The 14,366-nt window shown below is 50.9% G+C and carries 14 protein-coding genes and 1 tRNA gene; 6 read left to right on the top strand and 9 right to left on the bottom strand.

All coding sequences use genetic code 11. The annotated features are described in order from the left end of the window. Positions 1-16: 16 nt before the first annotated feature. The 3 genes from EVJ30_RS04045 (at position 17) to EVJ30_RS04055 (ending at position 2,043) form a co-directional block, all read left to right on the top strand. Positions 17-412, top strand: a complete 396-nt coding sequence (locus tag EVJ30_RS04045; protein WP_370250776.1) for an OsmC family protein — start codon at positions 17-19, stop codon at positions 410-412. 85 nt (positions 413-497) lie between these two features. Continuing rightward, a complete protein-coding gene (locus EVJ30_RS04050; RefSeq protein ID WP_131457646.1) occupies positions 498-986 on the top strand; it encodes a GNAT family N-acetyltransferase in 489 nt (162 codons plus the stop codon). Positions 987-1,047: 61 nt separating this feature from the next. Then, positions 1,048-2,043 (top strand): Gfo/Idh/MocA family oxidoreductase, encoded by a 996-nt coding sequence (locus tag EVJ30_RS04055; RefSeq protein WP_131457647.1) that lies wholly within the window; start codon positions 1,048-1,050, stop codon positions 2,041-2,043. A 40-nt stretch (positions 2,044-2,083) separates the two neighbouring features. On the opposite strand, the gene EVJ30_RS04060 is transcribed toward EVJ30_RS04055, so the two are convergent. After that, a complete protein-coding gene (locus EVJ30_RS04060; RefSeq protein ID WP_131457648.1) occupies positions 2,084-3,118 on the bottom strand; it encodes a PTS sugar transporter subunit IIC in 1,035 nt (344 codons plus the stop codon). 246 nt (positions 3,119-3,364) lie between these two features. Here EVJ30_RS04060 and EVJ30_RS04065 point away from each other — a divergent pair, with 246 nt between their 5' ends. Together EVJ30_RS04065 and EVJ30_RS15385 are read left to right on the top strand one after the other, a co-directional pair. Then, positions 3,365-6,028: a cation-transporting P-type ATPase gene (locus tag EVJ30_RS04065; RefSeq protein ID WP_131468079.1), complete on the top strand. Its 2,664-nt coding sequence runs from the start codon at positions 3,365-3,367 to the stop codon at positions 6,026-6,028. 57 nt (positions 6,029-6,085) lie between these two features. Continuing rightward, on the top strand, positions 6,086-6,217 hold the full coding sequence (locus EVJ30_RS15385; protein ID WP_016509559.1) for a hypothetical protein: 132 nt from the start codon (positions 6,086-6,088) through the stop codon (positions 6,215-6,217). Positions 6,218-6,288: 71 nt separating this feature from the next. Here the strand turns inward: EVJ30_RS15385 and EVJ30_RS04070 are convergent, their stop codons facing one another. From EVJ30_RS04070 to EVJ30_RS04080, 3 genes are all read right to left on the bottom strand, one after another. Beyond that, complete coding sequence (locus tag EVJ30_RS04070) at positions 6,289-6,543, bottom strand: hypothetical protein (RefSeq protein ID WP_070327313.1); 255 nt, start codon at positions 6,541-6,543, stop codon at positions 6,289-6,291. A gap of 106 nt (positions 6,544-6,649) precedes the next feature. Then, positions 6,650-7,282 carry a hypothetical protein gene (locus EVJ30_RS04075; RefSeq protein ID WP_131457650.1) on the bottom strand — a complete coding sequence of 211 codons (633 nt, stop codon included), beginning with the start codon at positions 7,280-7,282 and terminating at the stop codon, positions 6,650-6,652. An 86-nt stretch (positions 7,283-7,368) separates the two neighbouring features. Further along, the gene (locus EVJ30_RS04080; protein WP_070327312.1) at positions 7,369-7,725 is read right to left on the bottom strand and encodes a PilZ domain-containing protein; all 357 of its coding nucleotides are present in this window, start codon (positions 7,723-7,725) and stop codon (positions 7,369-7,371) included. A 147-nt stretch (positions 7,726-7,872) separates the two neighbouring features. On the opposite strand from EVJ30_RS04080, the gene EVJ30_RS04085 reads away from it, so the two are divergent. Continuing rightward, positions 7,873-8,133 (top strand): hypothetical protein, encoded by a 261-nt coding sequence (locus EVJ30_RS04085; protein ID WP_233589672.1) that lies wholly within the window; start codon positions 7,873-7,875, stop codon positions 8,131-8,133. Positions 8,134-8,149: 16 nt separating this feature from the next. Here EVJ30_RS04085 and EVJ30_RS04090 read toward each other — a convergent pair whose 3' ends face one another. The 5 genes from EVJ30_RS04090 to EVJ30_RS04110 form a co-directional block, all read right to left on the bottom strand. Then, positions 8,150-8,845 (bottom strand): queuosine precursor transporter, encoded by a 696-nt coding sequence (locus EVJ30_RS04090; RefSeq protein WP_070327311.1) that lies wholly within the window; start codon positions 8,843-8,845, stop codon positions 8,150-8,152. Positions 8,846-8,992: 147 nt separating this feature from the next. Further along, positions 8,993-9,553, bottom strand: coding sequence for a hypothetical protein (locus EVJ30_RS04095; protein WP_131468081.1), 561 nt, complete (start codon positions 9,551-9,553; stop codon positions 8,993-8,995). 340 nt (positions 9,554-9,893) lie between these two features. Beyond that, on the bottom strand, positions 9,894-10,913 hold the full coding sequence (locus EVJ30_RS04100) for an Rv1352/Rv1906c domain-containing protein (RefSeq protein WP_131465105.1): 1,020 nt from the start codon (positions 10,911-10,913) through the stop codon (positions 9,894-9,896). Positions 10,914-11,670: 757 nt separating this feature from the next. Beyond that, positions 11,671-11,741, bottom strand: a tRNA-Thr gene (locus tag EVJ30_RS04105). A gap of 109 nt (positions 11,742-11,850) precedes the next feature. Further along, positions 11,851-14,232 (bottom strand): immune inhibitor A domain-containing protein, encoded by a 2,382-nt coding sequence (locus tag EVJ30_RS04110; RefSeq protein WP_131468083.1) that lies wholly within the window; start codon positions 14,230-14,232, stop codon positions 11,851-11,853. Positions 14,233-14,366: the final 134 nt, after the last annotated feature.

Genomic DNA, 14,366 nt, shown 5'->3' on the forward strand with positions numbered 1-14,366 from the left:
GGATTGGCAACAAGGGATGGCGTTTCAAACGACGACACCTTCCGGACATAGCGTGACGCTCGATGCGGCGGCGGATGTCGGGGGATTGGATACGGGGCCACGGCCGACCGAGATGTTGCTGCACGCCACGGCGGCCTGTACGGGCATCGATATCGTTTCGATTTTGCACAAGATGCGCCTGCCGCTCGAACGGTTCGGGATGGAAGTCGACGCAGTGCGGGCGACCGAGCACCCGATGCGGTTCACAGCAATCCACATCCTGTATGTGCTCGAAGGGGAGATGCCGGAGGAACGGGTCCGCCGTGCCATCGAACTGTCCGTCGACCGCTATTGCTCGGTATCGCATAGCTTGAACGCGACTTTGACGTATAGTTATCAATTGAACGGGGGCGACGTCATCCCGTTCCCATGACATCGCTCAGGCAAGATGGTTGAAATCGGTCAAACGTCTCCGTTATATTGGTATTTCAAATACTGCATAAATAAAGGAGGACGTTATGATTCGACTCGCGACGAAACGCGATGCTAAGCACATCGCGCACCTAATCGAACAACGAGCCGTAGCGCTTAATGAAACAGGAAGTGACCAGTGGACGGAATATTTGGAGCTAGATTTGTTAGAACGCGTGCGAACCGACATTGCGACGGGAAGTGTGTACGTGTATGAACAACATGGCTATGTATTGGCCTCGATCGCCTTGCTTCCTCCGGATGAATGGGATCACAATTTATGGGAAGATGGCGAGCGCGGTCAATACATACATCGCATCGTCGTCAGTGAACAATTGAAAGGCCGTGGCGTCGGTCAACAGCTGATGCAACATGTACTCCGCGAAGCCGATGGTAACGAGCCGATCCGTCTCGACTGTGTCGCCGACAACGAGTTTTTGAACGAGTATTATCCACGTTTTGGTTTCGTTTACGTCGATTCACGTAACGGATACAACACGTTTGAATATGGATTGGATGAAAGTGTCAGTGCGTGAGGGGTCAATATACCCCTTTTTTTGTTACAATCAATCGTGAAGAAACAAAGGAGGAATACATATGATCAACACAGTAGTGGTCGGTTTCGGCTTTTCAGCGACGACGTTCCACCTACCATTTTTGACGACGCTCGAGGAATTCAACATTACTGGGGTCGTCTCCTCTAGACCGGATGACGTCCGTGCCGTGCTCCCTGACGTGGACGTATACGTGACGCTCGAAGAAGCGATCGCGACCGATGCGACGCTGTTCGTGATCACGACACCGTCGAACTTACATAAAGACATGGTAACGACGTGTCTCGACGCAAACAAAGACGTCCTCGTCGAGAAGCCGGCGTTCCTAACGTCTGAGGAAGGGGAATCCCTCATCGCCCTCGAGAAGACGCGTGACGGGATCGTCAACGTGTTCCACAACCGACGCATGGACGGAGATTTCTTGACGGTGGCGTCACTGCTCGAATCAAACCGAATCGGAGACTGGAAAGTGTATGAATCACGCTTTGACCGGTTCCGTCCGCTTGTCCGGGACAGATGGCGTGAGAACGCAGGTCCTGGGTCTGGTATTTTGTTCGACCTCGGCAGTCATTTGATCGATCAGGCGCTCGTGTTGTTCGGCGAACCGGACCACGTCTCAGCAGACGTCATGGTCCAACGAGACGGCGGACAGTCCGATGACGGCTTCAACGTGACGCTGCACTACGGTGAAAAGCGCGTCTACTTACGTTCGAACCCGTTCGTCGCCGTTGAAGCGCCTCGCTTTGAAGTCCACGGTACGGCAGGCAGCTTTATGAAATACGGTCTCGACCCGCAAGAGGCCGCGCTCCGAGACGGCACGATCGAAGCGGGTGTCCGTGAGACGGGGACACTCGTTGTAAATGAGCCGCAAACGATTGAAATCGAGCCGGGGCGTTATTTGGCATTTTATCGCCAGCTCGCTGACAGTTATTCGACGCGACGGCCGGTCGTTTCCCTCGAGGACGCTTTGTTGACGACGCGTGTGATCGAACTTGCACGGCAATCGTCTCAAACGCAAACAACGTTATCGTTTGAATAACGAAAAAGCAGGAAGTCCGCGAATTGGACTTCCTGCTTTTTCATGCGGCTTCCTCTTCAGGATTTGCCATCTTTTCCGTATGTCGAACGATCGGGAAATTGCTGAACAGTTTGCTGCCGACGAGACCGGCGATGATGCCGACGGCGAACACGATGATTGCCGTCACCGTCACCGTCTGCCAGTCATTAAAGCCATACATGACGAGCAGTCCCGGGATACCGGCGGCAGACCCAGGTGCGTTGTTCACCATTCCGGTCATCGCGACGATGAGTCCGGCGATGGCACCACCGACAAAGTTGACGCTATAGATTGGGATCGGATTCGCCGAGATGAGGTCGGCTTGTGTGAGCGGTTCGATCGCGACCGAAAGTTGGTCTTTCTTCGAGCCGATGTTCAATCGCTTAAAGAGTAAATAGTTCATCGAAATCGACGCCGTCAGGGCAAGGGCCGCGATTGCCATCGGGACACCGGTCAGACCGAGCATCGCCGTGAGCGCCATCGAACTGAGCGGTGATGTCGAGACGACCGTGACGATTCCGCCAAGGACGAGTCCCATCACAATCGGATTTTGCGTCGCTGCGAGCTCGATGACCGCCCCGATTTGAGCGAGCGTGTTCGAGACGAGCGGATCGACACCGATGGCGACGAGACGGGCGAGCGGTGCCATGATGATGACGTAAAAGATCATGTCGACACCGGCCGGAAGGTGCCGGTCGAGCTTGCCGCCGAGTAAGGCGAGGACGTACCCTGCGAAAAAGCCGGGGAGAATCCCGAAGCCTGACACGGACAAACCGAGCATCAACGAGTAGACCGGGTTGATGCCGAGCGCAATCGCGACAAGTGCCGCTGCCGCAGGTCCCGACAGCGCACCGGCAGCTTGGCCGACTTCTTCATATAAAGGGAGCGGCAGTAACCCACCGATCGCGTAGGCGTTGAACGCTTCGACGAGGAAGCTCGCGATTGCGGCGCCGGCGAGTGCTCCCATCGCTTTCATCCCGAACGGTGCTTTGTAACTGAATAACGTGAACAAGGCGAGAATCAACAGCAACAGGGCGATCCCTTGAATAATGACCATACGTGTACCTCTTTCTCTCTGTTTTATTTTCTCTATAGTTAACCATTCAGACCGTTATGTAAAGCCATTTCATCCATCTGACACGACTTTTTTGGATGGTAGCGTTTCCAAATGAAAAACGAGGCAAATGTGAACGGTTTTTTTGAAAATGTTGTGAAAATGTGTCGTCTGATGTGTCAGGAAGCCATGGAGTGGGAACATAAAAGAGATAGATTTTCATATAGGATCGACCAAGGAGGAGTAGAGATGCAGATGGAGAACAAAAATTGGCACGCACTCGAACCGGAAGAGGTGAGGAGTAGTCTTGAGACAGACGTAGACAACGGGCTGTCGAAGCAAGAAGTGTCGAGTCGGCAAGAACAGTTCGGGAAGAACGTTCTGCCGGAAAAGGAAAAGACACCTGAAATCATAAAATTTTTGAGACAGTTCAATGACATTCTTGTGTACGTCCTGATCGGTGCGGCCGTCGTCACTGGCTTTTTAGGTGAGTATATCGATACGATCGTCATCGCGCTCGTCGTCACGATCATTGCCGTCGTCGGCTATTTGCAAGAAAACAAGGCTGAACAGGCGCTTGAAGGGATTAAAAAACTGCTCGAGACGAAAGCAAGCGTTATCCGAGACGGCAAACAGATTCAAATCGAATCGAGCGAACTCGTCGTCGGAGACCTTTTGGTGCTCGCCGCCGGTGACAAAGTGCCGGCCGATGCGCGAGTCATTCTAGCCGAGAAGTTCAAAGTCGAAGAATCGGCTTTGACAGGTGAAGCGACGACGGTCGAGAAGAAAATTCAAGTCGTGGCGGAAGATGCTGTCCTCGGTGACCGGAAAAACATGATTTATTCAGGAACGAGTATAGCGACGGGCAGCGCGAAAGCGATCGTCACGTCGATCGGTGAAGGGACGGAGCTCGGTCAAATCAACGCATCGATCGCTGAAGTCGAGACGGTGAAGACACCGCTCATCCGTCAGACGACGAAATTCGGTCAAACGGTCTCGATTGCGATCCTTGTGATCTCGGTCATCATTTACGCGTTCGGCTACTTTGTACGTGATTTCGATCCGATCGAACTGATGCTGACGACGATCGGGTTAGCGGTCGCAGCAATCCCGGAAGGTCTCCCTGCCGTCATCTCGATCATTCTCGCACTTGGTGTTCGTAACATGGCCGAGAAGAAAGCAATCGTCCGTAGTCTACCGTCCGTCGAGACGTTAGGTGCGGTCTCTGTCATCTGTACCGATAAGACGGGTACGCTGACGAAAAACGAGATGACCGTCAAGCAAGTCGTCACGGCGAAACACGATATCGAAGTGTCAGGCGGCGGATACGCTCCAGATGGTGACCTCGAACAAAACGGTCAACCGTTCGACCTCGATGACGACGAGTCGATGATCGATCTGCTCACGGTCGGGAAGACGTGTAATGATGCCCAATTGTATGAAGAAAACGGCGAATGGGTCATCAATGGCGACCCGACAGAAGCTTGCTTGCTCACGCTCGCCGAAAAAGCGGAGCGACCGATCGAACGGCTGAAAGTCATCTCGAAAATCCCGTTCGATTCGGAGTATAAGTACATGGCGACGCTCGTTGACTATAAAGATGAGCGGATGATCTTCATCAAAGGGGCGCCAGACCGCCTGTTCGATATGGCTGAAGATACGGAATTTGACCGCACCTATTGGGATGAGAAACGTAAAGAGATCGCCGACCGCGGACAACGTGTCCTCGGTGGCGGATTCAAACGGGTGGATCGCTCGAAAGAGACGGTCGACCATGAGGACGTCCAATCCGGTATCACGTTCCTCGGTTTGTATGGAATCGTCGACCCACCACGTCCAGAGGCGATTGAAGCCGTCGCGGCTTGCCGTGACGCCGGTATCCGCATCAAGATGATCACGGGTGACCATAAAGACACAGCCGTCGCCATCGCCCGTGAACTCGGCATGGAAGTCGAAGGCGCACTTGAAGGGAAAGAATTGACGAACATGTCGGACGAGGAGATCAAAGAAGCGTCGGTTCATAACGATGTGTTCGCCCGGACGAGCCCAAATGATAAGCTGCGTCTCGTCAAAGGATTGCAGCAAAACGGGCTCATCACATCGATGACCGGTGACGGTGTCAACGATGCCCCGGCCTTGAAACGGGCCGATATCGGTGTCGCGATGGGTATCAAAGGGACCGAAGTCGCAAAAGAGGCGTCGCAGATGGTCCTCGTCGACGACAACTTCAAAACGATTTACAACGCGGTGCGTGAAGGCCGCCGTGTATACGACAACTTGAAGAAGACGATCTTGTTCTTGCTCCCGACGAACGGTGGACAAGCGCTCCTCGTCGCGATGAGCATCTTGCTCGGTGCCGCGGCACCGCTCAGCCCGGTCCAAATCCTTTGGGTCAACATGGTCGTTGCCATCACACTGTCGCTCGCGATCGCCTTCGAACCGCTCGAAGAGAGCACGATGAAACGTCCGCCGCGTCCGGCGAACGTCCCGCTGTTGAGTCGCTATTACGTGTTCCGGATCATCTTCGTCTCGATCTTGATCGGGGGAGGTAGCTTGATCATCAACTACATGTTAGCCGACTTTGATTTCTCAATCGCGAAGCTGCAGACGATCACACTCAATACGATCGTCATGGCCCAGTTGTTCCACTTGTATAACTGTCGGACCGAACTCGCTCCGGCGTTTAACCGCCACTTTTTCGATAACAAGATTGCGTTTATCGTATCGGCACTATTGATTGCACTTCAACTGTTCATCACGTACGTGCCGTTTATGCACACGTTGTTCGGGACAGCGGCACTTGATTTGAATGATTGGATCTATCCGGTCGTCTTCGGTGCCATCGTCTTCGTCATCGTCGAGATTGAAAAAGCGATCTCACGTCGTGTCATCGGCAATAAAGACATACACTGATGTTTCGACTCTTGATCAATGTGGAATTAGTCCACTATGACAGAGGAGGGATGCTCAATGAAACGTGACGAATCGCAACCAGGGGTTCACCCGGACCCGATGCCAGACGATGAGTCTGATCCGGCGAAAAAACCGGCTCCGACGCAACATCCAGATCCGGATCCGGAAGAAGATAACGAGGAGTCATAACGCACGTCGATGACTCGAACGATAAAAAGGCGACTTTCCCGATTAAATGGGAAAGTCGCCTTTGCTGTGGATCACTTTTTCGGTGCGACCACACGATACTCGTTCATTTTATCAAACTCTTTTTCATTGAAGTATTCGACGACGACGAAGTCACCGACCGGGCATTCCCACCGGTCTTTCGCGACTTGGCACTCTTTGAGCGTCACTTTCTCGTCGAACATGTCGAGCTCTAACGTATCTTTGAGGAATTGTTCAGCCTGTTTGTCGGCGATTTTGAAATACTCGCTTAGGATGACGTCTTCTCCCTTGTCGTTCGTGTGTGTCATTACTTTAAAAAATCTCATTGGATTTGACCCTTCTTTCTCTAGATAAACTCTCGCTCTAGTATAAAGGAAAGAGTGGGTTTTGGGAAACCCACTCTCAAGTACAGCATCAAACCACTTTCGGCCGTCGCGGCGGCGCCTCGTTGAACGGTTGCTTATGACGAATGATGAGCCAAAACAATAGACCGAATAGCGGGATGTACGGGAGCGGCCACAAGCTCATCTTATAGCGCTTCGCATCCCGGGTCATCAATGTCATTTGGACGAAGGCGAGCAAGAAGAAATCGACCGTCATCGTGCGGACGAATTGATTCTGTTCGACGTATGACCAATACTGTGCGACGTTCCCAGTCATCACGGCAGCGATGAATAAACCGATCGTGACGAGGAGCAACACGACCCCGAGCAGTCTCGTCGGCAACGGCTTGATTGGCGTCGGGTAGGGCGACTGCCGTGCGAACGCGAGATACGGAGCGATGATGAATCCTCCGACGACAAAACCGGTTGCTGCCGGTAGGAGTGGATTCGGCCGCAGTTGGTTCACTTCCGACCAAAGCAGCGGGAACAGCGCGAGCGGGTAGACGCCTAGCACGCTAAAGAGGGACAAAGAATATCCTTCATAGGCATCGGTATTGTACGTCAGGAAGTCGAGCAAGAACCGGCTCGAGAACGGGGTGTTAGGACCGAGTAGCGCGATGGCGATCGCGGCGGCCCAAGGAATCAATAAAAATTTTCTAGTCATGGCTACACCTCTAATCTGTCTCTGTTGTCATTAGTATACCCTGTTATCGGACGAACAAAAAATGAGAAGTGTCTGACGACACGTTCTCATTGGTTCTCTCTTGCATAAGCTTTGATCATCGTCACGAGCTGTTGGGCTTCTTCTGAATTCGCTTCAAGACGGATCCCGTAATCGTACATGCTTCCCATTTGACTACGGTGACGGACGTGACCAGTCAATTCGATTGATTGGATTAAAGGAACGAGGTCGAGCACGACCTGAACTTTCAGCCCTTCCGACAGTGGGAACAAGTAGTCGCAGCGCAACTTCAAGCCGTGGGCACTAATGTTGAGCAGCATGCCTTCACCGTCATGCAACTCCTTATCTTCCCATACGAGGCGGTAGGGGATGAAACGGGGGTTCGGTAAAATGTAGCGGAACGTTTCTTGTCGGCGATAACGCATCGGTTCACCTCATTTCTCTTCTAGATTATCGGTTCGGTTCCACCATTTTTGAAGCGTTGGACCGCCAAATTTTCGGGAAGCACGGTTTACAGAATCGTAAGCGCTTTCTATAATGAGGATAAAGGTTTGGTTTAAGGAGGGGATCGCGTGAACGTGTCTGATTTACTCCGACGTTACTCGATTGACGAACCAATCATCTATGTGAAGAACCTGCACGGGCAGTGGGTCAAGCTCGAACATCTGCCGCCCTACACCATACTTGAGGTCGAGACGACGGACGAGACCATCGAAGCGCTCGCTATCGACGCTTACATGGCGCTCACTGTTTGTCGGGAGACGTCGTCACTCGAAGATGCGCGGCCTTACGCGGTGCGTCTGCAAATTCGAGAAAAAACCGCAACCCGTTGAGGTTGCGGTTTTTTATTTAGGCTGCTTTTTCCGTCTCGTCGTCTTGTGGTTCGGTCCGTTTCGCATAATACATGAACGGCGTGGCCATCCAAGCGATGATGAACTTCGCGACATACGTCGTGACGAAGATGTTCCACCAGATATCCCATTCCATTCCCCAAAAGGCGATCGTACAGAACGTGAGCGTATCGATCAACTGTGAGACGACCGTCGATCCAGTCGTCCGGAGCCACAGTTTCTTCTCACCCGTTTTCGCCCGAATCTTCGAATAGATGAAGACGTCGAACAGTTGCGAGACGAGGTACGCCGCGAGACTGCCGAGCGTGATGAGCGGGAGCATCGAGAACAACGCCTTGAAGCTCTCATGCATGTAGAGCGCTTCTTCGAACGGTTCGTAAAGCAAGGCGAACTGCATGAGTACCGTCGAGACGATCAAGATGAAGAAGCCGAGCCAGACGCCTTTGCGGGCGGCGTGACGGCCATGTTTCTCGTTCAAGATGTCTGTCGCTAAATAAAGGGAACCGTAGACGATGTTCCCGAGTGTGAAGATGAAACCACCAATCACAATCTGCTGCGTCACTTGGATGTTGGCGACGACCGAGGCCATCGCGATCCAGGCGTACAGTCCGACCCGTCCGAACAGTTTATAGCTGAGGACGAGCAGACCGAGCGTGAGCAGGGCAGAAGGGATCCATAACCATTCATTCAGCATCTGTCATGCTCCTTCCAAAAAAATCATTCAATTCAACTTTTCAAGTTTATAGAGGAACCGTAAACGTGTCAAGACAGTATCCATGACTGTAAGAAAAAAGTCCTCATCCGAGTTTGGATGAGAGCAGCCTATGTAGTTGATATAATGTCACACACCACTTAGATAAATAGCGATGCCTTTTATGGTCGATGACATGCTATTCAATTGGGTCCGGGCTTCTTCCCAAAATGACCAATCGTCAGCTTCTAAAAACTGCGTCAACGCCTCACTCACGGATGTGAATTCGTTCAATACGTTGGTCAGTCCTTCACGGTCGATTCCTGATACGTCAGATGACACAAGGTGGTCAAGCGCCGGAAGAATTTCATCAATATCGGCACGGATTGATTCAAGCTCTTCCCGGTTACTGTCGATTTGAGTAGAGATTTCTTCGAGCGGACGGTCTTCACAAGACGTCCCACAGGCGAAGGTGGATTGCTCGGATTGACGCAGCGCACCGAGCGTATCACTGCTCAATGACTGGAGATAGCCTAAAAATATCGAGACTTCTTTTTCGGTCGGGACAGGTTCGGAGAAGGGTTGCGTCTCAGATACATCGATCACGATATTTTCATTCTTTGGTGGTGAGTCAATCGGACGATCCGTTGTCTCTTGGGTACAAGAGGCCAACAAGGCGACGGCAGCTAGTAGTGTGATGAAACGTTTCATATCTAGTCTCCTTTAGGTATGTATCTGCTCATTATACCATTTATTGGAATATCAAATCGGATTAGATACAATAAAAAGCACTTTCTCTATTTTTCGAGAAAGTGCTTTTTATCGCTCCGTAAAACGGATTCAGTTGATGCCTCCGACGAGAATCGAACTCGTGCTGCAGCATTACCATTTCTATTTTGGGAAAACATAGGGACGGAACGAAATCGAACGATACGTCAACCACGCTGATTCTAGTGAAATCGCTGTAAGAATTTGGTGAACAAAATTGTGAATCCACCTGTGCATTCGAGGTAAGTGTGCACAAAATTGTGCACGAAATCAGTAGTTTTACTTAGCGTGGGACTGTGTATACTTCGGTTGCATACATCTTTTCTATCAAAAGATTTGCTTCTTCCATCTTGTCCCAAGCTTCTTGCCATGTTGCCCAATCGTTATGGGTCATAAGGAGGGAGATATACTCACTCATCCGTTCCATGTCCTTGACGAGTATGTCGCGCTCTTCGAAGTCGATATTCGGCGAACTGCCTTCCGGGATATCTTTCAGTGAGCGGGCGAAGTCGTAAAGGGTGTGGTCTAACTCGAAAACTTCTTGATTCATTGGTTCAAGCTGAAGTCCCCAATCGCTACCTGGCACGTCAGGACATACTTTGCCGCATACCCGACTCATTGAGGAAGCGTCTCGCATGGTGGCAATGCCATTTTCGAGCGTGAGACCGATCGCTGTGAAGAAGTCGGCTTCGGCTTGTGTGCTGGCAAATGGATAAGGTATGTCGGATTCTGTAGATTTTTCTACAGGCGCCTCTTCATCAACTTTTGTCTCTGGATCTGATTTGATTGAGGATGACTGTGCAACGAGAGTAAACGTCGCGCGAGTCACGCTCAAATACTCGCCAGATTGTACTTCCACGTACTCCGTACCGTCAAATAACGAGTTCGAGAGGATGCCGCCGTCCGACGACATATCGTCCTTCACCTCGTAATAGCCGCGATAGTCCGACTCGACGGCCGCAAGCTTGTACTCGCCCGCTGGGATGTCGGCACCCACCTTATATGTTCCCGGTCCATACACGCCCTCTGGCAACGTCTCGCCACTCGTATCGGCGACGACTGGGCCTTGTTGTGAGGCGGGACTTTTCGGAACGTTCGGTTCGAAGTAGAACAGCGCGAACATCAAGATGACCGAGGCGGCGAGCGTCAGGTCGATTCTCCGCGTGGTCCGCTTATATTTGTTCTTTCTTTCAACGGTGTCCATATACTCGTTCTTGCGTTTCCTGAAGTCATGCCGGGCGATGCCGGCGATCACTCCCGCGATGAGGACGACACCCATCAGTCCATTGAATAGATTTTCCATCATCTAAACTCCTTTCGAATCATCACGTATATTGTAGCACCTATACTACATATACCCATATTTGTTAAATGAAGTATCTAATTGTAATTAGACACCAATATGTAATTTTAATGGCGGTTTCGAAATAATAATGTTGTCTATTTTCGGAAGCAGCCGAAAGTGGATCGAGAAATCGGTTATAATATCACTTGAAAGGTGGGGGGAATATGAAAAATATATCAGCAGTGATTTTATTGTGTTGCTCTTTATGGATGACAATTTATTTGTATGGAGAATATGCTATTAGTTCTGTTAAATTTAATCCTTCTTTAGTAACATTCCCAGTAGCACTTTTTATATTGTCTATCATATTCTTTTTCACTTCTAAAGAAAGCTATCAAGCTAAAGAAAACAAATTGAATGACTAGTTAAGAGTTTAGAAAAGATTAGAGAATGCATCAAATGAGCAAATAAGCGTCCTTAGGGGCGTTTTTTGTCGTCTGTCAAAGTTACATTCATGGCTACAATTCAATACGTGACATCGCATTACAAAGAGGTCACGTATAAGCAAATAATAATGTCGTTCCAGAAACAGACGGCCGATACGTTTTGGATGTTGATGGACGAACATTCTGTCAGGGATATCTGATTCATTCGACATCAATCGGAATCGTTCGACAAACGCCAAGTGTGCACAAACTGTCCACGGATAAATAAAAGGCACCTCCTGCAAGATACAGGAAGTGCCGTGAACCGCTTGGTTGAGCGGGATATTTGATGCCTCCGACGAGAATCGAACTCGTGCTGCAGCATTACCATTGCTGAGGTCTGCCACTAACCTACAGAGGCGTTACAACTAGTATGTTACACAGTCTCGATTGAAAATTCAAGCTTTTTTAGAATAATAAGACCCCCGTTCTTCTCTTGATGAGAAGGGCGAGGGTCAAACAAATCATGCTTACTTCGTCCGGACCCAAACAGCTCCAGCCGAATTGTCTTTCGCTTCGCCGACGACGTCGACGACGAGTCCGTATTGTGGAAGCTTACGGCCCGCATCCGGGATGAGCGAGTTGATGTACGTATTGGCGTCATTGAACTGTTTCACGCCAGATTGCGCCTTGTAATCGTAAATTCCGCGGCTCGGAGAATCGAGGTACCAAGCGAGCGTTTTGTCTAAACTGAACGCCGCGTCCGCGATTTGGTAACGCGTGCTGCCTGAAACCGTTTCTTTGCCGTTCAAGTTACCGACAATCGCCTCTGGATGTGAGTCAACGACTCCGAGGAAACCTTCACCCGGGTGGATACCGACCCAGTTGTCCGAGAACGAGTCATCAGCATACCAGACGACGAGACCGGTGTTGTACTTGACGCCACGGCCGTTCAAGAGACCCGTGTCAGCGCCTGCGTGGTTACGCCATTCGAGGTAGTAGTAGTGCGGTTTCGTGTCATAACCGTCCGACTTGACGAAGCCGTCGAGCGTGACCGCCTCAGCGCCTTCCGCGTCATCTGCGAGAAGCGTCTGTCCGCCTGACGTGATCGCCAAGTTGTCGAGGGCGAATCCTTCGAGGGCGAGCCCGCCGTCCGTCACGTATTCGAACACGATCTGGACGTCTTGACCGGCGAACTGTGACAAGTCGTACGATTTGTTCACCCACGCGCCGTTCGTCGACTCGGCACCGTTACCGGTGTTGTCGTCGCCGTAGACGTCAAGGACGACTTCTTTGCCGCCGCTCAGTGCTTTGACGTACAAGTAGTCGTAATCATATTCGATCTCGAACCGTGTATCGAAGGCGAGTGTGCCGTCAGCACCGAGCTTGACGCTTGGTGTCACGAGTTCAGTGTGCAAGTTATCACCTTTTGTCGAGTAGTAGTAGTACTGTCCGAACTCAGGTTCAATACCTTTCACTTTCTTGTCCGGAAGGTTCACTTTCAACAACCCTGGGTTGTTCGATTTCGTCACCGATTGATCGAGTTTCGAGACGAAACCTTGCTGGGTGATGTCTTCAAGATCGACTTCCGTGATGTTGGCCCAGTTGCCGCCCATCAATTTTTGGAAGTATTCCTTGTTTTGTGGCGAGAAGCTCGTCGGCTCCGTTCCTGCCACTTTACCAGCCCAGCTGCCGCCGCTCATGATCGACCATGATTGGACCGGCTCGCCTTGGCCTGTGTACTGCGTGTCATATTCGTCAGGAAGACCGAGGTCATGACCGAATTCGTGGGCGAATACGCCGACCGCTCCGTCTTCAGGTTGGATCGTGTAATCGTATGCGGCCATTTTACCGCCCCAATATGGGACGTCAGCCGTCGTGTTCTCCACGCCATATACGCCATCTAGTACCCAACGGTGTGACCAGACCGCGTCGTCACCGAGGACACCGCCGCCCGCTTCTTGGCCGGTACCAGCATGAATGATCATCAAGTGATCGACCAAGCCGTCCGGTTCGTTGAAGTCGCCGTCGCCGTCGAGGTCATACAAGTCATACTCATCGTATTCGGCGAGGTCCATTCCTGAAGCGACCGCCGCATTCAACGTGTCTTTGACGAGTTGACGGGGACCTGGACCAATGTTGTCATTCCCGCCGGCCGGATTGTCACCGCCGTAGTCTTTCGCCGTACCTGGTACGGTCAACCATTCAGAGACGGTACCGTCGACCGTGTAGCTGCCGCCAGACTGTTCTTCATAATACTGTTTGAACGTCTGAACTTTCTCACCGTTGAACAGTTCGAACGACTTATCACCGAACATATACTGCTCGTAGTGTTCTTTGCTGAAATTGTCGCTATACATATAACCGGGATCTTGGACAATGTTGTTATGTTTGAAGTCGCTGTACTCGACGAGGAGGACGAGCACTTTGTCTTCACGAACCGCACCGTTATAGCCCGTTGCTTTGGCCGGATCAACTTTGATTTGGCCATTCGGTTTGCCTTTTCGATAATTGCCTTGACCTTTTTTCGCTTTGTCGAGGAGACGTTTCGATTCTTTTTCGAATTGGTTATGTATCTTCTCTTTCGCTTTCGCCGCTTTGTCATTCAATTTGTCATCATGTTTGTGATCGTGGGCATCTTGCGCTGTACCTTGCTTCTTTTTAATATACGCGTCGACGGCTTTCTGTCGCTCTTTCGTTGAAAGCCCTTTTTTGATGACGCCACGCTTTTCGAGCGCTTTGGCGAGTCGATCCTCATCGATGATGTTGTGATCGAATGGGGCAGTATTTGTTGCGGTTGGTAACGGTGAAGCGGCAAGTGGAGCGGCACCGACGGCCGGGATCGCACTGACGCTCATGACCGATGTCAGCGCGACGGCGAGCGTCGTACGACGGATGGAACGTTTTTTCATTTGGACTGACCTCCTGTAAAAATAATGGGAAATTGTGTGAGCTTGATGTAAACGTTAAACTTTTGTCTGATTAATGTCAATATTCAGAAAATAATAATTATGAAAAATAAGAAAAAAGAGACTTTCGTCCCGAT

It is taken from the genome of Exiguobacterium sp. SH5S13, from assembly GCF_004337085.1.
In the GTDB taxonomy this organism is placed as follows: Bacteria; Bacillota; Bacilli; order Exiguobacteriales; family Exiguobacteriaceae; genus Exiguobacterium; species Exiguobacterium aurantiacum_A.

Excerpts from the sequence above, each read along its gene's own strand:
- EVJ30_RS04045 (WP_370250776.1), top strand. The coding sequence starts at position 17 with ATGGCGTTTCAAACGACGACACCTTCCGGACATAGCGTGACGCTCGAT.
- EVJ30_RS04050 (WP_131457646.1), top strand. The coding sequence starts at position 498 with ATGATTCGACTCGCGACGAAACGCGATGCTAAGCACATCGCGCACCTA.
- EVJ30_RS04055 (WP_131457647.1), top strand. The coding sequence starts at position 1,048 with ATGATCAACACAGTAGTGGTCGGTTTCGGCTTTTCAGCGACGACGTTC.
- EVJ30_RS04060 (WP_131457648.1), bottom strand. The coding sequence starts at position 3,118 with ATGGTCATTATTCAAGGGATCGCCCTGTTGCTGTTGATTCTCGCCTTG.
- EVJ30_RS04065 (WP_131468079.1), top strand. The coding sequence starts at position 3,365 with ATGCAGATGGAGAACAAAAATTGGCACGCACTCGAACCGGAAGAGGTG.
- EVJ30_RS15385 (WP_016509559.1), top strand. The coding sequence starts at position 6,086 with ATGAAACGTGACGAATCGCAACCAGGGGTTCACCCGGACCCGATGCCA.
- EVJ30_RS04070 (WP_070327313.1), bottom strand. The coding sequence starts at position 6,543 with ATGACACACACGAACGACAAGGGAGAAGACGTCATCCTAAGCGAGTAT.
- EVJ30_RS04075 (WP_131457650.1), bottom strand. The coding sequence starts at position 7,282 with ATGACTAGAAAATTTTTATTGATTCCTTGGGCCGCCGCGATCGCCATC.
- EVJ30_RS04080 (WP_070327312.1), bottom strand. The coding sequence starts at position 7,725 with ATGCGTTATCGCCGACAAGAAACGTTCCGCTACATTTTACCGAACCCC.
- EVJ30_RS04090 (WP_070327311.1), bottom strand. The coding sequence starts at position 8,845 with ATGCTGAATGAATGGTTATGGATCCCTTCTGCCCTGCTCACGCTCGGT.
- EVJ30_RS04095 (WP_131468081.1), bottom strand. The coding sequence starts at position 9,553 with ATGAAACGTTTCATCACACTACTAGCTGCCGTCGCCTTGTTGGCCTCT.
- EVJ30_RS04100 (WP_131465105.1), bottom strand. The coding sequence starts at position 10,913 with ATGGAAAATCTATTCAATGGACTGATGGGTGTCGTCCTCATCGCGGGA.
- EVJ30_RS04110 (WP_131468083.1), bottom strand. The coding sequence starts at position 14,232 with ATGAAAAAACGTTCCATCCGTCGTACGACGCTCGCCGTCGCGCTGACA.